Raw genomic sequence first — 21003 nt, 5'->3', positions numbered from 1 at the left:
CCACTTGTCACGCATCCATGAATCCCCGGCTCCCCATCCTCTACCTCACCGTGCCCGCGCTGGCCGTGTGGGTGGGATGGGCCACCGCCGGACGCGGAGAAGGAGGAACGGAGAAAGGAAAGGCATCCCGCTCGTCCCATCACCGGGAGAGTGATTCCCGCGCATCCGGCAAGCCATGGACGTCCGATGATTTCCTCCGCGCCATCCGTGCGCGGACCCCGGATCCCGCCGAGCCGCCGCCGGATCCCCTCCTCGCCGTACTGGCGGACTGGACGGATGAAGAAATCCGCGCCGCGCTGGAGGAAAGCCTGCTCCACCCGGAGTTGCTCCTCCACAGTGCGGGCAAGCTGGGACTCACCCCGCTGCTGTTCAGCGGACTCATCGGCAGGGATTTCGATTCCGCGATGGGTTTTTTCGACGGACTGACGCCGGAAAAGGCATCCAACCTTTCCTGGATCCTCCTTTGCCGTTGGCCTGCGGAACGCGCCGCGGAAGGGATGGAATTCCTCCGCACGAAACGCGGATTGTACGATGCCGGACTGCACCAGCACATCATCGACATCAACCTGACCACTGCGGCTTCAAAAGGTGTGGGAGAGATGACGGCCCTCATGCGCGGACTGAGGGCGGATGGATTCGAAGTGGGTTTCCACACCCTCCACATCGGCGGCCTGGGTGTGCTTCCCGGCGTCACCTTTCCGGAGGGATTCGACTTTCCCGGACTGCTGTCCTCGGCGGAGGTCGCCTTCACCACAGAGGGATCGGCGGCGGCGGCAGGTTCCATCTTCGGCAGTTGGATGAAGCGTGACCGGGAAGCCGCTTTCCAGTGGCTGCAGGAGAACCACGGCGACAAGGCGCTTACCTATGTTTCCAGCCGTCTGGGCATCGAGCCGGAAACCCAGGCATGGTTCAATGGAAAAATGGTCGCCATGGAGCCCGGTCCGCGTGCGGAACTGCTCAACCTCAGATCATCCTCCTGGATCGATGAACCCGCCTTCGCCGTCCGCACCCTGAACGCCGCCAAAGATACCCCCATCCACCGGGAGGTCCTGGGTTACGCCGTGCAGGGTTTATTTTACGGAAAGCACCGCCAGACACTCCGGCTGCTGGAGCAGATCCCGGAGCCGGAGGAACGCCTCCGCTTTCTGGAAACCGTGCAGCCCATCAATCCCAGCCGCCCCATCTACACGGATCCTGATGCGGCGAAGGATGATACCTTCCGCGAGAAACTCCGCGAGTGGGGCGCTGGTGACGCGCGTGTGGATGCCATCCTGAAACGCTTCGAGAAGGAGGAACAGGAATGAAACACGGCATACCGCTGCTCCATCCCGCCCTATTGTCCGTGCTTGCCGCCGGTGGCATCCTCATCGGCAGGCAACTCCATTCCGCCCCGCCTGCATCCGGTGGCACGGAGAGCGCCACAGACATTCCCGCGCCCGTCCGTCCGGGCCGCCCCACAGCAGCAGCGTCCCCCTCCCCCGCTCACGATCTCGCCGGTCTTCGCCGTCTGCGGGAAAACCAATCAAAAGGAGAATTCCCGGAAAGTCTTGCACTCGCCCGCATTCCCACGCCCGCGCTGAAGGAGATGATCCTCGCCCAGCACGCCTTCCTGTCCGCTGCGGTACCGTCCAGGGAACTGATGGCGCATTGGGACCTGATCGGACTCGCCGCTGTGGAACTCTACCGCCGGGATGACGCCGCCACTCATGAGTGGGCATCCGCCATCCCATCGGAAATTCTCCGCGAGTATCTCCTCCGTGCGATCATCACAGGTGCAGCGAAAGACCAGCCGCTGCTCGCGAAGACATGGCTCGACACCTATCAATCCACGGAAAAGGACTACCTCCGGCGGGTGGTTGGCGAGAACGTCCTGAAGGGGGCGCTGGAGCGCGGGGATCCGGCGGAGGCCCTCCGCCTCATCGCCTTGTTCGATCTCAAGGAACCTTCTTTCCACGGCGTCACCTACCCGGATGGCTTCGATTTCGCCGGTCTGTTCACCACCCTCTCCGGAAAGGCCAATCTCTCGGCCCCGCTTTACCAATGGGCGATACGGAATCCGGACGCAGCATGGGCGGCCACCCGAAACCGACTCCAGGACAAGAGCCTCGGGCCGGATTCCCACGGAGGGCCATTCCCTTCCATCTTCAATGCCCATCTGCTGCGGGACGGCACGGAGCTAGGCACAGCCTGGGCCACCGCCCGCCTCGCGGAACTCCCGCCTTCGGACCGTGCAGCCTGCCTGGCGGATATCGCCACCTCCGCCCGCAGCATCTCCGTGGGTGCCGTCGCCGCGCTCGCCGGCGCACTCCCTCCCGCGGACCGGAAGATCCTCGCCTCTGCCCTGACGAAGAACATCCATGAAAGGGACAAGGCCTTCGCGGTCATGGAAGTCATCCCCCGCGGGGACATGCTCCGCCAACTGGCCACCGTCTATGACGGAAACCGTAGGACGCTCGAACCCGATCCGCCCGATCCCGGGGAAGATCCTCTTCCTGACTACGCCATCCAGCAGCTGAACCGTCTCCGCCTCTTCTTCACCGATGCGGAAAAGCGCTTCTCCCTCACGCCGGAGGAAGTCACCCGGATGAAGGCCGTTCCGGAGAAGTGACGGAAGACACGCTCAGGCATCGCTTCAGAACTCAGGAGGGCCGTTCAGCTTCTCGCACTTCTCCGGCTGGCCTTCGATGAAGTCCACCACCTGCTTCTGCGCGCGGAGCTTTTCCTGGAGTGCTTTGATCGGAACGTTGCGGACGGCCACGCCGTCCTTGGAGGCCATGGCTGCGGCCACGCCTGCCGCGTGGCCGGTGATCATCCAGACACTTTCCAACCGCAGCGTACAGAAGGCCACATGGGTGAAGCTCGCCGCGCCGGGCACCAGCAGATTGTCCGCCTGCCCTGCCTTGGGGGTCAGGGAACGGTAGGGAATCTGGAAGGCGTAGCCCATCCGCCAGATCCGCCCTTCATTGACAAACTCCGTCTCTGAAACCGCGAGACGCTGAACGTGGTGGCTGTCGATGAAATGGCTGCTGATGCCGATGCTGTCTTCCTTCCTCCGGTCATCCTGCACATCCTGCTGGCGGACGACGTATTCGCCGCGCATGCGCCGTGCCTCGCGGACATACAACTGGTAGGGAAGGTTCCCGTTGTCCGTGAACTCATCCTTGTGGAGGCCGATGGTCTTCGCCTCCGCACGGATGTTCTCCGGGACGGATGCGTCGTTGCCCAGGAAGTGGATGAGGCCGAGCGAGTAGTCCATGTGATCATCGAAGATCTCCTTACGCTTCTCGTAGCTGGCGTCCGCCCACTCGAACTGACCGCCGAAGTGACCCAGCGAAAAGATCGCCGCCTGGCTGTTGTTCATCTCGAACTTGCCGTTGCGCCGGGCGTAGAGATCGATGACGTCCTCGAACCTGGTCTTCTGCCCCTGTGTGGTCCGGGATTTCAACCAGGCCGCAAGCATGGCGTAGCGCTTCGGATCGTAGTTTTCCGGAGCGGGGAAAGGAACCCGCAGCGCCGGGTCCTTGGCCACCGTGAAGCGGAAGTTGTAGTTCATCGGCGCCGGATGGGCGTCACCTTCCTTGAGGTCCTTCGCCCAGGCCGTGATGCCGGGAAGGAGCTTGCCGTCGGCATCGACGGTCGGCGCCTTGCGCGGGGTCTTGTCGAAGCGGACGCCCGCGGCCTCCTCGCCGAACTCCGCCTTCGCTTCCCGGCCGATGCGGTAGTCCACACCGGCACGGGCCATGAGGTCACCTTCGTAGCTGGCATCGATGAAAACCTTTCCATGCACGACGGATCCGTCGGCGAGGGTGATGGAGGTGATGCGGCCCCCTTCCTTGGCTACCTTCTCGACACGTGCCCCCTGGTGGATGCCGACTCCGGACTTCGCCAGCATGGCGTCATACGCCTTCTGCGCCACGCTCGATTCAAAGTAGTATTCGGGGCTGTCGCCCTTTCCGTAGTGCTTGCCCAGTTCGCGGTAGAACTCGTCGGCGAATCCACCGATGGTCCATTTCAGCATGTGCTCGGACTCCGCGGTGTTGATGCCGCTGGTGGAGAGTCCGCCGACATGCTTTTCAGGCTCGATGAGGATGACATCCGCGCCTTCACGGGCGGCGGTGATGGCGGCGGCGATGCCGCATGGAACACCGCTGTAGACGACGATGTCCGTGCGGATTTCCCGGGCGGATGCACCGGCGATGGTGCCACTGAGCAGGAGTGTCAGGTACTTGTTCATGAATGTTCAGTCTGGGTGGAGAATGCCGCGGCGGAGCGCTTCGGAGGTGGCTTCCGCCCGGGTGGAGACTCCGAGCTTCTGGTAGATCTGCTGGAGGTGATGTTTCGTACCCTCGCTCGTCAGGCCCAGGATCACGGCCATTTCCTTGGTGCTGAGGCCTTTTGAAACAAGATCGAGGACCTCCACCTGACGCGCGGTCAGCTCGGGTTGCTTGGCACGCTCCGCGGCGAGACGGGCGACAGGAGCGGAAAGCCAGCGCTTCCCTTCGAACACCGCACGGATGGCCGCGACCAGTTCGGGGCGCTTCGAGCCCTTGAGAAGGTAGCCGCCGACACCTGCCTGCAGCGCGCGGTGGATGTCCTCTTCGCTCTCAAAGGTGGAAATGATCAGGATGCGTGCACCCGGGTGCCGGGAGATGATGCGCCGGGCGGCTTCGATGCCTCCCATCCCCGGCATCCGCAGATCGATCAGCGCCACGTCCGGACGGTGTTCGTCGTACTTCCTGACCGCTTCCTCACCGTCCTCCGCCGTCGCCACGACTTCAAACCCCGGCTCAAGCCCCAGGAGCGCGGTCAGCCCCGCGATGACAATCGCGTGATCATCGGCAAGCAGGAGACGGACGGGATTTTTCATGCGCAATCAGGAACGGGAGCGATGGGGACGGTGACACTGACAACGGTGCCGGCCGGGGATGTATCGACACCGAACGCCCCCCCGAGACGAAGGACACGGTTCCTCATGGAACTGAGGCCGAAATGGCCATCCGTCGGCCCGGGTATCTTTCCCGGATCAAAGCCGCGGCCATTGTCCCTGATGACGAGCAGCATGCTGTCCTCCACCTGCTTGAGGGAAACGCGGATCTCTGACGCGGCGCCGTGCCGGATCGCATTGTGGATGGCTTCCTGGCAGATGCGGAGGAGGTGCGAGCGCGACCGCTCGGGGAGGCCCGGCAGATCCTCCCCGGCTTCGATGGTGATTCCGCAGTTGTGGTCCGCGGACTGTTCTCCGGCGACGGAGCGGAGCGCGGAGGGGAGATCCTGATTGAGCAGGACACTGGGGGTCAGATCCCACACCGCGCGGCGGAGATCCTCATAGCTGCGGTTGATCAGACGCCGGGCGAGCAGGCGGTGGGTTTCCGCCGCTGGCGATGCGTCGAGCGAATCAGCGAGTTCCATCTGCACGACGGCTCCGGACAACGATTGGGAAAGGGTGTCGTGGAGATCCCCGGCCAGCCGGGCACGTTCCTCCAGCAGGACCCGCTGTTCATGGCGGGCGCGGATCTCCCTCACCAGCAGGGCGCTGCGCGCAGCCACGCGGCGACGCAGGGAGATGACCCAGAGCAAGGAAAGCAGGAGGCAGAAGAGGATCACCCCGGCGACCACCGCGAAACGCCGCGGAGTCCACCACGAAGGGGCCGACAGCACCTTGATCCCCGCCATGGTGGGAAGATGGATCTCAAACCGGTCGAGCGCCCGCCCCCCCGCCGTGGTGGACCGTCCGGTGAAGACGAACTTCGCCACTCCGGTGACCTCGATCAAGCTACCGGGAAGCACCTCCGGGGAAAGCGCTCCCCCGGGAGGAAACACCACATCGAACATCACACCTTCGGACTCAACCTGGATGAGACCATGGGTGCCGCTGCGCCCGGAACTCCTGAACACGCCGGTGGTGCTGACCAGAAGCGCGTCCCGGTCTTTGATCGGAGCCTCGTTCAGCAGGAGATCCGCGGAGACCAGCTCCGGAAGTGGTGGCGCACCGGGACGGAAATCACCGTAGGACGATTCATCGAGGATCACCCGGCCGCGGTCCGGACTGAGAAAGCCCACACAATCCACCCGGTCACCGATGGCGGGCATCTCCCCCGCGGCCGGATAGGAAAGGATGCCGCCGGTATCATCCTGGATCACCACCGCTTCATCGGACCACCGCAGGGTGACCGTTCCGGAAATCCGCTGCCTGCGGTTTTCAAATCCCTCCGGCACGGTGGACAGGAGCTGCCCGATGGGAGTGACCGGCAGTTTCCCCGTGTCGGAGGGAGGAGAAAGGACCTCGATCTGTGTGGGGTCCTGGACAACCACGAAGGTCGAGTAGGGTTGGAGATTCGCACTGGTCCAGGACATCGAGACACCGTGGACCCGCACACGGGTATCCGGCTTCAACGCGGCCATGGAGACGTCGTCAAACCTCGCCAGCCACACCGCCAGCCGGCTCCCTGGAGGCCCGAGGGAAAGGATGAGCCGGGGCGGCTCCAGTTTCGTGTCAACATGCGCTTCACGGATCACGCCGGAGAACTCGACATGGCAAAGCCGGCCCGCACCTCCCAGCAATGCCTCCGGTGTGAACGGGAGCGGCGCGGGAAGACCTGCCATCCTGCCGGGAATGAGTTTCTCCACCTTTACCCTCGGGGTGGGTGGAGGGTTCACCATCGTGACACCTTCGATCACCACCTCCTGCCCGGGCACCAGGCCGATCATCAGTTGGTTGGCGGTGCCGGGGGCATCCGCCACCAGACCGCCGGTTTCGTCCTGCATGGTGAAGTCGTTGAACTCGTCGCCGCGGTTGTAGGTGACGACGCCCCGGATGCGCACCGGCGTGGGGTACAGCATTTCCGCGCGGTTCAGCCGGTAGAGATCCTTCGCCTGCGTGACCACCGGGATCTCCTGCCCCTGGCAGGTCATCGCCAGGGTGAGCAGTGATATCCATGATCGGGACAAGGGCATGTCCCCCTATCTAGCACGGCCACGACCCACCGGGGGAAGCCGCAAATACCAACCGTTCGGGGGGTGGACGATCCGGAGCCAGACATGATCCAATCCATCCGAATAAATCCAAAAGCCGCTCCTTCATGAAAATTCCCACCGCCACCATCCTCCTTTCCGTTATCCTCTCCGGAACCTCCGCCACTCTCCATGGGGCCACCGTCAATGCCTTCTGGTCCGCCCAGACCGAACAGGATGCAATCGCCAATGGGGGATCCTTCAACCCCGACGCAACGGCCTCCACCTTTCCGGTGACCCCGGGCATCTCGCTCGCCGGCACCCATGTGATCGCGGGCGGCGGCATGCCCGGCGGTGCGGCGACATTCCAGGATTTCCAGGGCAATACATGGAATGGCGTCGCCAACGCAACCGGTGCTGGATTCGCATTCGGCTGGAACGGCACCACCACCGTGGGCTCGGATGCACTTACGATCTCCCTCAATCTCACCAACATCCAGAATCTGATGATACGGATGGACGTCCGCTCCGCGCAGGGCGGAAGCGAACCACGCGCCTCCGCATTCAGCGCGATCGAGTACAGCATCGGAGGGGGCGCCTTCACATCCGTACCGGGAGCGAATCTGGGGAACTTCACGAACAACAGCTATGTTGCGATGAACTACAACCTGTCGTCCCTCGATGCGATCGAAGGACAATCAGACGTCCAGATCCGCTTCACCGTCGGGCACGCAGGGAACACCACCAGCTTCCGCTTCGACAACATCCAGCTCACCGCGGACGCCGTTCCGGAGCCTGCATTCCTCAGCTCCCTCCTGATGGGTGCCGGGCTCCTCACGTTCCGCAGAAAGCGTTTGTGAGAAGGCTGGCAGGCGGGGCTTCTTTCCGCCGATCCACCCGGGGCCGGGCCCTATTCCAGACCAGACGGAAGGCGCATTGCATCATGTGGAATGATACCCCGTGCGCCGGGAGAAATCAGCTTTACTTTCAAGGCATGCGGAATTAGCGAACGGATGGCTCCGAAAAACCCATTCCATGCCGCCTTCAAAACTTCTCCTGCCCTCATTGACGGCCGCCATGAGTGTCGCCCCGGCACTTGCGCTGGATCTTGACGCGAATGGCTTGGGTGACGTCTGGGAAGCGCGCTACCATGCCACCGGTCTCGCCGCGTCCGATGACACGGACGGGGACGGCCAGAGCAACGCCGCCGAATCCGCCGCAGGCACGGATCCCCGTGACGCCTCCTCCCGCCACACGGTGACCATCACCATGGATGGCACCGCCATCTCCCTCACCGCGCTGACCCAGCCCGGAAAGAAATATCAGGTTGTGTCCGGACCAAGCCCGGCCGGTCCGTGGGATCCCGTCGGTGAACCCCACATTGCGACAAGCGCAGGCAGCCACGTTTTCACACCGGCCGCCGGAGACACCCAGGGGTTCTACCGTGTGGTGGCCAGCGACACCGACTCTGACAACGACGGCGTGGACAACTGGTCGGAGATCCAGCTATCAGGGTTCGATCCGGATAACGGCACCTCCTTCCCGTCGGCATCCGCCGGGAATGACCTGGCGGTTGCCACGGCGATGGTGCAGGCATGGCGCGGCAACGCGCTGACGGTGACAGCCACCGCAGCGGCGGCCTATGAGAAGGAGAATGAGCTGGCGGTGATCACGTACACCCTGCCCGGCGCCACGCCGTATCCATTCACCATTTTCCTGCGTACCGACGGCGAAGCGGATTCAACGAAGTCCTCCGCATCCGCCGCGGATTTCACCCTCCGGGATGGGAACGACCAGCCCGTCACCCATCGTCTGGTCATCCACGCCGGAGCCACCAGCGCCACGTTGAGCGTGAAGCCGCTGCCCGATGCCCTGACCGAGGTCCCGGAGCATCTCAACATCACCGTCGCAGGAACCCCGCAGAGTGCGGCGGTATCCATCCGGGACGCGAAACCCACCCTTGCGAACCAACGCCTGCTCATCGCCTACCTGCGCCCGCTCGATGGCGTCGATTCCAAAGGCAGCGGCATCGCGACCGTGCGGCTTCCCGGTGACAACGACGTGGCGACCGTCACCGTCAGCTTCTCCAACCTGAACTCACCGGTCAACTCGACCCAGGTGCTCAACGCGGCCTCCTCCATCCTGCAGTCCGTGCAGCCGGTGAACTACGGTGGCCAGCAGTGGCTGCTGCGTGCGAGCCAGTCCTTCCTCAAGGACCAGGAAGTCCTGGATGCGCTGCTCGCGGGCAATGTGAAGCTGGGCGTCTTCACCCAGGCGCATGTCACCGGCGAGATCGAGGGCAACTTCCAGCCCACCTCCGGCTCCACGGAATTCCAGCCACCCTCCACCCCCGGACCGATCGACCCGCTGGCGGATGCGGAATTGGAACGGGACATCGCACGCTTCCTCACCCAGGCGACCTTCGGTCCGACGTTGGAATCGATCAACGACATGAAGGCCCGCGTGGCCAATGCGGGCGGCGACCGCATCGCCGCCTACAGCCAATGGATCGACGAACAGTTGGGAATGGTTCCGCCGTCGCTCCTGACCTACACCACGGCCGCGAACGCAGAGGAATGGTCGATCCGCGGAGCCGACTATTCCGTCCTCCAGATCAACCGCCGCCGCGGTTGGTGGCTGCTGGCGATGGCCTCCAAGAGCCAGCTCAAGGAGCGCTTCGGGTTCGCGCTGAGTGAAATCTTCGTGATTTCGGAGAACGACGCGATCGTCAACAACCGTGCCTACGGTGCCGCGAACTATTATGACATGCTGCGCGGTGCGGCCTCCGGCGACTTCCGGACGGTCCTCGAGAACGTGTCCAGGAGCCCCATGATGGGCTACTACCTGTCCCACCTGCGGAACTCCAAGGCGACCTATGACAGCGGCGGCAACCTGCTGGTTTCCCCGGACGAAAACTACGCGCGGGAGATCATGCAGTTGTTCTCGATCGGACTGGTCGCCCTGCACCCGGATGGTTCGCTGAAACTGGACGGCAATGGCTCGCCGATCCCGACGTATGACCAGACGGACATCACGGAGATGGCACGGGTGTTCACCGGCTGGTCGTTCTCCAAGCGCAACAGTTCCACAAGTCCCACCCCGGTCGACAACAACACGTTCAACCAGAACAACGGCAGCAGCTACTTCGAGGCCCAGTGGACGAACCCGATGAAGGTGTTCGCCGCTAACCACGATACCGGCGCGAAGTCGATGATCGGCCTTTCGCTCCCTTCCGGACAGACCGGAGATCAGGATCTGGCGGCTGTCCTCAACCACCTGAACGTCCATCCCAACACGGCGCCGTTCATCTGCCGGAGATTGATCCAGCGCCTCGTCACCGCGAATCCGTCCGCCGGTTACCTCTACCGCGTTTCCGAGGAATTCCGCACCACGGGTGGAAATTTCCCCGCCGTGATCCGGAAGATCCTGCTGGATCCGGAAGCGCGCTCACCGCAGGACGCGATCACCCTGGCCAGCTCCGGCAAGGTCAAGGAGCCGATCATCCGCGCCACCGCATTCCTCCGGGCCTTCGGCGCGAAATCCACCATGCCGCTCACCGACCTGCTTGCGTTCGGGTACCCGGAGGACGAAGTGGACAAGTTCACCGCGGGCATCGGCCGTTACCAGCTCAACTCCACGGCGACCACGGTCGGGCAGTCGCCGCTCGCCGCGCCCAATGTCTTCAACTGGTTCCTTCCCGACTACTCCCCTCCCGGTGTCCTGTCCGCCAACGGCCTGTTGTCTCCGGAACTCCAGATCGCGAACGAGACCAGCACGGTGAACGCGACCAATTTCCTCTACAACGGCATCTACGCAAGCGGGGGGCTCTCGACCACCGTCGGATACACCGGCCAGACGTCGCAACGGATCTTCTCGGATTTCACCCCTCTGGAAGCGCTCTACATGGCGGTGATGGACACCAACAACGACGGCACCATCACCAGTCTGGACACGGGAGCGTTCAACAACACCACCGCCATCACCAATGCCTGCGACGCGGTGCTTGAACGCATCGACCTGCTGCTGTGCGCGGGCGAGCTGAAGGCGCGCTTTGGAAACTCCCCCGGCAAGCCGCGGAAGATCATCCACGATGCGATGGTCTCCATCCGCTCGACAAGCAACAACTCGAACAGCGCCTCCAACCAGGCAACCTACATGCGGGACCGCATCAAAACCGGGATCTGGCTGGTCATGTCCTCCCCCGTCTGCGTCACCCAGAAATAACCCGATCTTCCTGCCATGAAAAAACACCAGAAGGAAGACCTCGCCAGCCGCCGGGATTTCATCCGCCAGACGGCCTGCGCGTCGCTCGGCGTCACCGGTCTGGTCAACGCCCTCGCCCAGATGCGCCTCATGACCGCAGCCATGGCCCAAACGCCTCCGGACGGTTCCTACAAGGCGCTGGTCTGCCTGTTCCTGAACGGGGGTCATGATTCGAACAACTTCCTCGTCCCCGCCGGAGATCCCGCGGAAGACGGCATCCGTGCGGATTATGAGACGGGCCGTGGCGTCCTGAAGCTGGACCGCACCACCCTCCGCACCCTGAACGTCCCTGCCACCACCCGCGCCTTCAACCGCTGGCATGGAGGGAGGGTTTCCCCGATGGGCCTCCACCCGGAAGCCAGCCATCTGGCCCAGCTTTTCAATGAAGGCGATCTGGCGGTCATGTGCAACGTGGGCACCCTCGCCTTTCCCGTCGCCAGCCGTGCGGAGTACCTTTCCGGGAACATCCCGCTGCCGCGCCAGCTGTTCTCCCACTCCGACCAGCAGACCCAGTGGCAGTCATCCGTATCCGACAAACCGTTCAGCTCCGGCTGGGGCGGACGGGCTGCGGACCTGCTGCACTCCTCCTACAATGCGGGGACATCGAAGGTTTCGATGTCGATCTCACTGGCGGGCATCAATTCGTTCCAGGTCGGCACGGCCGGGCAGGTTACCCAGTTCGTCGTGAACAGCGGAGGCACGGTCCCGCTCTCCGGATTCGGAACGAACTACACGGACGCGCTCAACACCGACGGCTCCTACAAGACGACGGATTCCGCGAAGCGGCTGAGGGCCTTCGAGGACATCATGCGTCTCACCCATGCGAATCTCCACGAGGAGGAATATAACCGCATCGTGGTGCGGGCGCGCGCCGCCGAAGGAACCATCGGCGCGGCGGTCACCGCGGCCGGGACAACCGGGGTGAACTTCGACTCCATCTTCAGCACCGCCGGGGCGACCACCTCTCTGGGCAACCAGCTCAAGATGATCGCGAAGCTCATCGCCGGCAGGAACGTGCTCGGCAACAACCGGCAGATTTTCTTCTGCCAGATCGGAGGCTTCGACACCCACCAGACGTTGCTCGTTTCCCACGGCAACCTTGTCCGCGAACTGAACAACTCGATCAAGGCATTCTCCCAATCCCTGAAGGAACTTGGCGTGTGGGACAGCGTGGTGACGTTCACCGCTTCCGACTTCAACCGCACCTTCACCCCGAACAACACGGACTCCACCAAGGCGGGGTCCGACCACGGCTGGGGCAGCCATGCCTTTGTCACCGGGGGCGCGGTCAACGGCGGCGACCTCTATGGCAGCTTCCCTTCATTGAAGACGGGCGCGGTGTCCGGCTCGATCGACGCGGGGTCGAACCGCGGCCGGTGGATCCCGGACACTTCGGTGGACCAGTATGCGGCGCGCCTCGCCTCATGGATGGGGGCGGATTCAAACTCGATGGAGGCCGTGTTCCCGAACCTCGGCCGGTTCGACGCCACCACCAGCTCCACCGCCAATCTCGGGTTCCTCTGATGTCCCGCCGGTTCCTCGTTTCCGCTGCCATCGGCGGGCTGCTTCTGGGCGGCTTCCTGTTGACGCGGCAGGCTGACACACCCTCTCCACCACCGGCTCCAAACCAGGAAGCCCGCCGCACCCCGCCACCACCCCGGAGCGCGGAGCCGGAGAAGGTCACCAGGCTTCCCATCGCGGACGGCATCACTCCGCTCAACTCACCTGACTCCCAAGTGGAGGATGATCTGGCCACCATCGAACTGCTGATGTCCGAGTTCAGGAAACACCATGACGGGAACCCCGTCGGCGAGAACGAGGAGATCACCGCCGCCCTGTTGGGCGGAAATCCGAAACGCCTGGCCTATCTTCCCGACAAAGGTCCGCACCTCAATGGGGCGGGACAACTGATCGACCGATGGGGCACCCCCTATTTTTTCCACCAGATATCCGGATCACAGACGGAAATACGCTCCGCGGGCCCGGACAGGGAAATGAACACCGCAGACGATCACCTCCGCTGATCCGACGGCGGGATCAACGCTTCTCAATGACCACCAGGGTGATGTCATCCATCTGCGCGCACTCACCCGTGAATGCCTTGAGTTCCTCCTGCATCCTGAGAAGCACCGCTTCCGCTCCATGAGGAGCCGCGCTCCTGAAAACCTCCGCCATGCGTTCCATGCCGAACTCCTCCTCTTTCGCATCGACGGCTTCCTTCACACCGTCCGTATAGAACAGAACGCAGTCCCCCGCGTGCAGCGGCACCTCCTGATCCTTGGTCACCCGCTCGAAAACCTGACCGCTGTCCACCCCCAGTGCGAGCCCCGGAGAGCGCAGGGACTCGACCGTTCCGGCCGCCGCCCGGTAGCAGAGCGCAGGGTCATGTCCCGCCCTGGACAGCGTGAGGATTCCGGTCATGCCATCGAGGATGCCGTAAGCCATGCTGATGAACATGTCCTCCCGGATGTCCGGGAAAAGCTGGCGGTTCACCAGTCCGAGCGCCTTGGACGGCGAATGCTCGCCCGCCGCCACGGAGCGCAGGGAGCTGCGGCACATGGCCATCAGCAGACCCGCCGGGACACCCTTGCCGGAAACGTCCGCGATGACGATGCCGCACTTCGCATCTCCGAGGTCGATGTAGTCGTAGTAATCACCGCTGATGATGCGGGCAGGCAGGTTGGTTCCGCTGATGCGGAAGCCCGGCACCACCGGGTCCTTCTGCGGGAGCAGCACTTGCTGTACTTCGCGCGCGGTCCGCAGCTCGCTCTCCATCGCCCGTTTTTCACTGGCTTCCCGATGGATGCGCGCGTTGCCGATGGCGAAGGCTGATTGTTCCGCGGCGGATTTGAACACGGCGAAGTCGTTGTCGGAGAAATATCCGTCCTGGTGACGGCGGGCCACCGCCAGCACTCCCATGTCTTTCCCCGCGTGGCGCAGCGGAGCCATCAGCACGGACACGTCCTCCTTGTAAGGAGCATGGATGTCACGGAACGAGGGATGGCCTTTCACATCATCCACCTGGATCACCTCACCCGCCTCCAGGCAATACCCGAGGATCCCGTCCCCGATGCCAACCCGTGACAAACGGATGTAGCTGTCGATCGCGCGCGGATCCTTCTCCGCCTTCTTCCTGACATCCGCCGGAAGACCGATGAGCGGAGGACAGTCCTCCGAAACATAAGACGGGTTCAGGTAGCCACCGTTCTCCTCCGAAACAAAATAGATCGCCCCGCCGGTCGCCTTCACCACCTTGTCGATGCCATCCACGATGATGCGGGAAAGCACGGCCGGGGACGGCTCGTTCTCGATCGACTCCCCCAGGTCATGGAGGAAAGTGAACATCCGGTGCTCCTTCGCATCATGATCCCTGAACCGCACGCGCAACCTGCGGGAATGACGGCGCTGGTTCTGCAGGGCAACCACTAGCACCACGGCCGCGATCACGAACAACAACAGCGCACCTGTGATCGAATGCTGGAGAGGTGTCATCCGTCGCTACGACCCCTCCGTTGCCCCCTGTTTCTCCGCCAGTTCCGCTTCCAGCAGATCCACGACCGTGGAGAATTTCCGGGCATTGCTCTCATTCGCCTGGGAAAGCACTTGGTGGGCTTCCAGCACATGCCGGGCCTGGTTCCCCGCGGAGACACCGTTCTTCGGCGGCTTCAGTGATTTCCGGACCTCCTCCACTTTCCCCCGCCAATCAGCGGAGGGAGGATCGATCTCCATCAAAAAGTCCAATCCAAGATCTTCCAGGGAGCGCCTGTTGCGCTCGCCCGCGTCCGCGATCTGGAGCGTCCCCCCATCAACGACGGAGAGCCTTGCGGCCATCCCTGCGAGAGTCCCCATGAAGGTGGAGTCCATCCCCGTGCAGGCACCGAGGTCAACGACCAGACATCGCTCACCGTTGGAAATCGCGTCGTCACCGAACGCTTTCATTGCCGGACTCGTCAGAAATGAGCCCTTCCCGACACAACGGATCCAACTGAACCGTTCAAAAGTTCCTACCAATATGGGGCATTCGGTGATCACGGGGTGAGTGCGGTACTTCCAACGGCCGGGTGCGGAACACTATAAATCATTCACGCATCCGGTCAACCTTACTTGCGGTTGAATCCAAGGCGGTTTTTCCACCCACCACCTTATTCCCACATGTAGGACTGCTTGCTCGAAAGAGCCTTTCCGTCACGCAGGAGCGTCACCTTCCAACTGATGACCTTGCCACGCTTGAAGTAGTCATCCCCGACCACGGAGAAGACCGCTTTTCCGGAGGATGTCTGCGGGGAAAATTTCTCGGAACGGGTCTTGATCCGGCTGCCGGATGCGCCCTGGCGGTAGTCGAAACGGACCTCAACCGGTCCGGATCCCACGCCATCCGCCTCACTCCAGAGCACGGTGTAGTACTGCCCCAGCCGGTCACGCCTTTCGGCCATGCTCACCGCGCCATGCAGCAGGCGGCTTTTCTCACCGCGCATCATGGGATCATCCAGATCGTCCTCAACCTGATCGCGGAGGTAGAACTGCTTCACGGTCAGTTGGCTGTCCGGCCCCGCACAAGCGCCCAACCCCAACAAGGACAAGAACAGATAGCAGTGTTTCACGCACCCATTCAAGCAGCACGCCCACGGGGATCAAGGATCAAGAACGGAGCAAGCCGGATGATTGACCGGTCCCGGTTCCGGCGTTAGATTATTCACTGCCAATGATCGATACCGCTGCCGACGAGATCAAACTTGAGTTCGATACCCCCCAGTTCCTCCATTCCCTGTTCGCGGATGACGTGCGGAACCTGAACGTGCTGGAAACGATGCTCGAAGTGAAGGCGGTCACCCGCGAAGGATGGATCCTTCTTTCCGGAAAACCGGCTGCATTGGCCAGGGCGAAAGCCGTGTTCGACGACCTGGAAACCGCGCGCCGCAACGGCCGGGAAATAGAGACCCGCGACTTCCGCCTGGCGGTGGAAGCGGCTGCCACGGGCGCTGAAGTCGGCGTGTCCGAGTTGTCCGGAGTGAAGCTGGTCGGCTCGAAGGGACGCAAACCGGTGGTCCCGCGGACGCCCAACCAACTGGCCTACATCCGGGCCATGGAGACCCACGATGTCATCTTCGGGCTCGGCCCCGCGGGAACCGGGAAAACCTACCTGGCGATGGCCATGGCGCTGACCATGCTGAAGAAGAAAGCGATCCAACGCATCGTCCTCACCCGCCCCGCCGTGGAGGCAGGCGAAGCTCTCGGCTTCCTGCCCGGGGACCTCCGTGAAAAGGTGGCTCCCTACCTGCGGCCGCTCTACGACGCCATCCATGACATGCTGGATCCGGAGGAAGCGCAGCGCTACCTGGAGGACGGCACCATTGAAATCGCCCCGCTTGCTTTCATGCGCGGACGCACGCTTTCCCGTTCATTCATCATCCTGGATGAGGCCCAGAACACCACCCGCGAGCAGATGTTCATGACCCTGACCCGTCTTGGAGAGGACTCGCGCATGGTCGTCACCGGCGATGGTTCCCAGGTGGACCTGAAGCCCGGGGTGAGATCCGGCCTTTCGGAAGCGGAACACGCCTTGCAGAGCATCGACGGCATCACCTTCCTGCGCTTCGCGAAGCAGGACATCGTCCGCCACCCGGTCGTCGGACGCATCGTGGAAGCCTACGAGCGCTATCGCGCCTGATCACCTGTCGCGGTCCTTCTCCAAAAAAGAAAAGCCGGTGTCCCTGTGGAGCACCGGCTTTGATGAGGAGATGGTGTGGAACCGCTGGCAGCAGGTTACTCGGATTCTTTCCCCGGGGAAACATCCTCACCGCCCGGAGGGAGCGGAGGCGGGGTGGGTGCTGCAGGGGCCGCAGGAGTGGCGGCGGGTGATGTGCCGGGCGCGGTGGAGGGATCTCCAGTGGCGGCGGGAGCGGGAGGCACCGGTGCGGACGGATCCACGGAAATGACCGGCGGAACGCCTCCCGGAGGCACATCCGTGGGGGTCATGTTCGGCAGCGGCTCGACGATGCCACCTCCCGCAGGGAGCGGTGGATAGACAACCATGCCGCTGGTATCGGTCACCACCGCATTCGGGTCCTGCACCATCACCGCGGGGACAAAGCCCACCTCACCGCTGTCCAGCTCCACCTTCACATAGCTGGAGTCCACTGAGATCACCTTCATCTCCGTGTTCCGGGGAAGAAGTTTGTCGGCATCCGCATCACCTTTCGGGCGCTTGCTGAAAAACGCGGTGTTGTCGATGGCGGCGCGGACGAATTGACCGGCCTTGAAGCTGGAAGCCGTGCTGGTTCCGCTACGGACCGAGCCACCGGCAGCGGAAAGAGGATCGAAGCTCCCGCTGGAGGTGAGCGGGGCGTTCATGGATGCGCACCCCACAAGGGCGAGAGCGGCGGTGGCGGAGAGGACCGGTAAATACTTCATACGCCCGGGAAACCTGCCACGGGAGATATGTCGGGTCAATTTGTTTAAACCATGCCCGATCCGCCGCTATCCCTGAAATTCAGTTCCTGCGGATGATGTGGTTCTCCTCATCAAGGAGGATCTTTTTCGGCACGACCGGGACATCGGAAACAGCGAAGGCCATGATAGCCACCCGCTCGCCTTTCTTGATCCGGTGGGCGGCGCCGCCATTGATGATGATTTCCCTGGAACCGGGAACCCCCGCCTGCACGTAGGTCTCCAGACGGTTGCCGCTGGTGATGGAGGCGACCAGCACCTTCTCACCCTCCCACAGGCCCGCCGCCTCCATGAGCTCGGTGTCGATCTCGATGCTGCCTTCATAGTCCACATCCGAGGACGTGATCATGGCGCGGTGCATCTTTGACTTCAGGACTTGGCGAAGCATGCGCGGAAGGAATCCGCCGATTCCCCGGCAGTCAAGCGATTAGTCCAGACGCACCACCCTCCAGAAGCGCCGGGTTTCCGCCGGATCCGCCGGTGCGGGGAAAATGGTGGTTCCGGAAAGCTGGCTGCCCGCCACCTGATCCACCGGCAGCCATGCCTCCGCAGGGTCCAGCGAGGTGGATGTCTCGATCCGGTAGCTGGTGCCCGGGTTGCTCTCCCACTCCAGCGTGAAAACCGTTTCTCCAGCGACGGCGCGGGTGACGCGGAACGGCCCGTCGTTCTGGTGGATCACCCCGATGGCGTCCAGATCAAACCCGCCGGAGCCTTCGACCGGCCACGGGTCATAAATCGGCTCGCCGCGGCTGTCGCTCGTACTCCCGTCCCCAATGATGTCCACGATCCTGACGAACCGCACGTTCTCCTTGTCCAGAAGCGGCGCATCCAGGATCTCATCCAAATCAAACGGAGTGCCATAGCCGCCCCGGTATTTTCCCGCAAGGTTGTGGATCTCCGTCGCATCGATCCCGCCGAAGCCGCCAGCAGGCTCGACCGTATCCGAAATCGCCGGAAAGCGGTGGTAGTTCACCCCGTCGCTGGAAACTTCCACGAAGGCCAGTTCCAGGAAGGTGTGGTTGAAGGCATTTTCAAAGACGGCGAAGTCCGCGCCCTGTCCGTTGCGGATGGGATGGGGGAAAACGAGGGTCATCCTGCCACCATTCCCAAGGCAGACGATATGCATGGGATCCGTACCTGCCGCTCCCAACGCCAGATCCGGAGTCTTCCAGATCCCATCGACACCCGCGCCATACTGCGGCGGGAGATAACCTTTCGCCCAACCAACGAAGCGGGGGTCCGTATGGCTGATGGCGGTGGAGCCTGGAGCCCCGGCGGGAGGTGGAAAATCACCCGCACCGGCGGCCAGGGGCCACAATGCGGAGAAAATCAGAAGCGCCTTTTTCATGTTCAGAACTCTTTCCGGATGCCGATCTGATACTGCCGGCCCGCCGCAGGATACCAGACTCCATTGTATTTCACCGTCGCATACCGCTCATCGGCGAGGTTGTTCACCCGCCCATAGACGGACCATCCGTCACGACCCTCCCAGCGCACCATGAGGTTCGCAGTGGCATGGGAGGGCAGCTTCGGTTGGTTGTTGGACAGATCGTTCCCCTCGAAGGAACTGCCGGTGTATTGGTATTCCGCCTGTACCAGCCAACGCTCCATGGGACGCCAACCGGCCACGGCGGAGAACTCATGCTGCGGAACAAGGTAGATTTCCTTTCCGGAATATTCGCCGGATCGCTGCCGGGCATCCAGCCAGGTGTGGCGGAACAGAAGATCCCAACGGGCGGAGTTCCAGCCCAGCTCCGTCTCCACCCCGTAGCGGCGGGTTTCCTCGAGGTTCACGTTCAAATTCCGGAGGTAGTCATAGGCGATCTCACCATCGAGCCACTGGACGAATCCATTCAACCGGCACCTCCAGCCGTCCCGCCGCCATTCGCCGCCCAGCTCGACCTGGTGGCCGGTTTCCGCCTCCAGGCGGTCATTGAAAGGCTCCGACATGGGAAAGCCCTGGTAGGAGGCGATCTCATCCGTGGAAGGCAGACGGTAGAGCCGGTCATAGCGCAACCATCCATCCGCGGAATCCCCCTCCCAGCGGAGGCCGAGCTGCAGCGCATGGTTCAGTTCACTACCGCCCCTGTCGAAATTCAAATCCGGGTCCCACGGAAAGCGGATGCTCTCCGCACGGGCGTCCACCCGGGAGCCTTCCAGCCTGCCGGCAAAGCCGAGGTGCCACCCTTGCCATGGTTCCCAGTCCACCGCGGTGGATACCCCATAGACCATGCGTTCGAGGTCCGCGACCGCGGTTTTCCTCTGCCGCTGGATCTCCCGGTATTGGGTGAGATCGAGCGAGTCATGCCGGATGTTCAGCCCGGTCCGGACATCCAGCCCAGCGGTCCGCCAGCTCCATTCCGGGCGGAAGGTGACGGAATCCAGCAGGTTGTCCGTGTGGGATCCGGGGCCGAAGTTCCATGCCTGGTCCCGGCGGGACCACGCCAGCGGCAGGTCCACGCCCATCCCCTGGCCGCCCTTCCAGCCCAGGGTGACATCTGCCTTCCATTGCTCCTGTTCCGAAAAATACTGATCCTCTTGTCCGGCCTGCACGTAGATCGACTGCCGGGGATCGTCCCGGTACCTCGCCTCTGACAATGGTCCGGGAAAGCCGGTGAGTTCATCCGACCAGCCCATGCCCGCATCCACCTCCCATCCGTGGCCGAGCCGCCGGTCCCAACGAAAATGGGCGGACTCCATCTCGCTCATCGCGTTGTCCCGCCAGCCGTCTGAAAAGTTCCTTTCCAGATCGACGCGGATGCCGTCCGCGCCGTACCGGACACCGTAACCCAGGCGCTGGATGGCGAGTCCGTCACTGCCCCCGGCGGCTTCGAGATAACCGCTCCCGTTTCCCGAAGGGGTGCGGGTGACGAGATTGATAACCCCCGCCGCCGCATTGTCTCCGAAACGGGCGGTCTGCGCACCCCGCAGGATCTCCACCCGGACGATCCGGGAAAGGGGCACCTCCAGCAGGGACACCGCCGCCATGTCCGGGCGGTTCACCGGACGCCCATCCACCATCACCAGCACACGGGAAGAGGAATTTTCCCCGAACCCCCGGAGGTGCAGCGCACCCGCCGCAGCATTTCCGGAGGTGCTGGTCAACCGCACGCCGCCCTTCACCGCCAACAATTCCGCCACGGAGCGGACACCGGAGGAGGTGATTTCCTCCTCATCGATGACGGTCGCGTTTCCCGCGAAGTGTGGTGGAAGCACAGCCCCCCGCCATGCTTCCACCACGATTTCAGGCATCACTTCCTCGCCCGTGGCGGAAGCCACGGCGAGCAGGAGCGCCGAAAATACGGCGAGGCTGGAAGATCCCGCCATCGCAAATGGTTGGTT

At 63.1% G+C, this 21003-nt stretch carries 17 protein-coding genes; 7 read left to right on the top strand and 10 right to left on the bottom strand.

Annotation, left to right across the window (positions count from 1 at the left end):
* Positions 1–17 precede the first annotated feature (17 nt).
* Positions 18–1304: a hypothetical protein gene (locus OVA24_RS07280; protein WP_267674537.1), complete on the top strand. Its 1287-nt coding sequence runs from the start codon at positions 18–20 to the stop codon at positions 1302–1304.
* Positions 1301–2608, top strand: coding sequence for a hypothetical protein (locus tag OVA24_RS07275; protein ID WP_267674536.1), 1308 nt, complete (start codon positions 1301–1303; stop codon positions 2606–2608). Before OVA24_RS07280 ends, OVA24_RS07275 begins: the two co-directional genes overlap by 4 nt.
* A 24-nt stretch (positions 2609–2632) precedes the next feature.
* On the opposite strand, the gene OVA24_RS07270 is transcribed toward OVA24_RS07275, so the two are convergent.
* Genes OVA24_RS07270 through OVA24_RS07260 form a run of 3 tightly spaced genes read right to left on the bottom strand, consistent with a single transcriptional unit; the run spans position 2633 to position 6954 of the window.
* Positions 2633–4234: an FAD-dependent oxidoreductase gene (locus OVA24_RS07270; RefSeq protein WP_267674535.1), complete on the bottom strand. Its 1602-nt coding sequence runs from the start codon at positions 4232–4234 to the stop codon at positions 2633–2635.
* A gap of 6 nt (positions 4235–4240) precedes the next feature.
* Positions 4241–4867 (bottom strand): response regulator transcription factor, encoded by a 627-nt coding sequence (locus OVA24_RS07265; RefSeq protein WP_267674534.1) that lies wholly within the window; start codon positions 4865–4867, stop codon positions 4241–4243.
* On the bottom strand, positions 4864–6954 hold the full coding sequence (locus OVA24_RS07260; RefSeq protein WP_267674533.1) for a sensor histidine kinase: 2091 nt from the start codon (positions 6952–6954) through the stop codon (positions 4864–4866). Before OVA24_RS07260 ends, OVA24_RS07265 begins: the two co-directional genes overlap by 4 nt.
* Before the next feature lie 125 nt (positions 6955–7079).
* Here OVA24_RS07260 and OVA24_RS07255 point away from each other — a divergent pair, with 125 nt between their 5' ends.
* The 4 genes from OVA24_RS07255 to OVA24_RS07240 all read left to right on the top strand — a co-directional run bounded on the left by OVA24_RS07255 (position 7080) and on the right by OVA24_RS07240 (position 13238).
* Complete coding sequence (locus OVA24_RS07255) at positions 7080–7811, top strand: PEP-CTERM sorting domain-containing protein (protein WP_267674532.1); 732 nt, start codon at positions 7080–7082, stop codon at positions 7809–7811.
* A 217-nt stretch (positions 7812–8028) separates the two neighbouring features.
* On the top strand, positions 8029–11175 hold the full coding sequence (locus tag OVA24_RS07250; RefSeq protein WP_267674531.1) for a DUF1800 family protein: 3147 nt from the start codon (positions 8029–8031) through the stop codon (positions 11173–11175).
* A 15-nt stretch (positions 11176–11190) separates the two neighbouring features.
* The gene (locus OVA24_RS07245; RefSeq protein ID WP_267674530.1) at positions 11191–12738 is read left to right on the top strand and encodes a DUF1501 domain-containing protein; all 1548 of its coding nucleotides are present in this window, start codon (positions 11191–11193) and stop codon (positions 12736–12738) included.
* Positions 12738–13238, top strand: a complete 501-nt coding sequence (locus OVA24_RS07240) for a hypothetical protein (protein WP_267674529.1) — start codon at positions 12738–12740, stop codon at positions 13236–13238. Before OVA24_RS07245 ends, OVA24_RS07240 begins: the two co-directional genes overlap by 1 nt.
* A 13-nt stretch (positions 13239–13251) precedes the next feature.
* Here the strand turns inward: OVA24_RS07240 and OVA24_RS07235 are convergent, their stop codons facing one another.
* From OVA24_RS07235 to OVA24_RS07225, 3 genes are all read right to left on the bottom strand, one after another.
* Positions 13252–14706, bottom strand: a complete 1455-nt coding sequence (locus tag OVA24_RS07235; RefSeq protein WP_267674528.1) for a PP2C family protein-serine/threonine phosphatase — start codon at positions 14704–14706, stop codon at positions 13252–13254.
* Between the two features lie 6 nt (positions 14707–14712).
* Positions 14713–15246, bottom strand: coding sequence for an STAS domain-containing protein (locus OVA24_RS07230; protein WP_324287891.1), 534 nt, complete (start codon positions 15244–15246; stop codon positions 14713–14715).
* Between the two features lie 110 nt (positions 15247–15356).
* Positions 15357–15815 (bottom strand): hypothetical protein, encoded by a 459-nt coding sequence (locus OVA24_RS07225; RefSeq protein ID WP_267674526.1) that lies wholly within the window; start codon positions 15813–15815, stop codon positions 15357–15359.
* Positions 15816–15916: 101 nt separating this feature from the next.
* On the opposite strand from OVA24_RS07225, the gene OVA24_RS07220 reads away from it, so the two are divergent.
* Positions 15917–16882 (top strand): PhoH family protein, encoded by a 966-nt coding sequence (locus OVA24_RS07220; protein WP_267674525.1) that lies wholly within the window; start codon positions 15917–15919, stop codon positions 16880–16882.
* Positions 16883–16977: 95 nt separating this feature from the next.
* Here the strand turns inward: OVA24_RS07220 and OVA24_RS07215 are convergent, their stop codons facing one another.
* The 4 genes from OVA24_RS07215 to OVA24_RS07200 form a co-directional block, all read right to left on the bottom strand.
* Positions 16978–17565: a hypothetical protein gene (locus OVA24_RS07215; RefSeq protein ID WP_267674524.1), complete on the bottom strand. Its 588-nt coding sequence runs from the start codon at positions 17563–17565 to the stop codon at positions 16978–16980.
* Between the two features lie 139 nt (positions 17566–17704).
* A complete protein-coding gene (locus OVA24_RS07210; RefSeq protein WP_267674523.1) occupies positions 17705–18049 on the bottom strand; it encodes an aspartate 1-decarboxylase in 345 nt (114 codons plus the stop codon).
* A 39-nt stretch (positions 18050–18088) separates the two neighbouring features.
* Entirely contained in the window at positions 18089–19009 is a 921-nt protein-coding gene (locus tag OVA24_RS07205; RefSeq protein WP_267674522.1) for a hypothetical protein, read from the bottom strand.
* 2 nt (positions 19010–19011) lie between these two features.
* Positions 19012–20988 (bottom strand): TonB-dependent receptor, encoded by a 1977-nt coding sequence (locus tag OVA24_RS07200; protein ID WP_267674521.1) that lies wholly within the window; start codon positions 20986–20988, stop codon positions 19012–19014.
* Positions 20989–21003 lie beyond the last annotated feature (15 nt).

The sequence above is a fragment of the Luteolibacter sp. SL250 genome (genome assembly GCF_026625605.1).
Taxonomy (GTDB): domain Bacteria; phylum Verrucomicrobiota; class Verrucomicrobiia; order Verrucomicrobiales; family Akkermansiaceae; genus Luteolibacter.
Note: the sequence above shows the minus strand (reverse complement) of the source record. Positions and strands in the feature narration are given on the sequence as shown.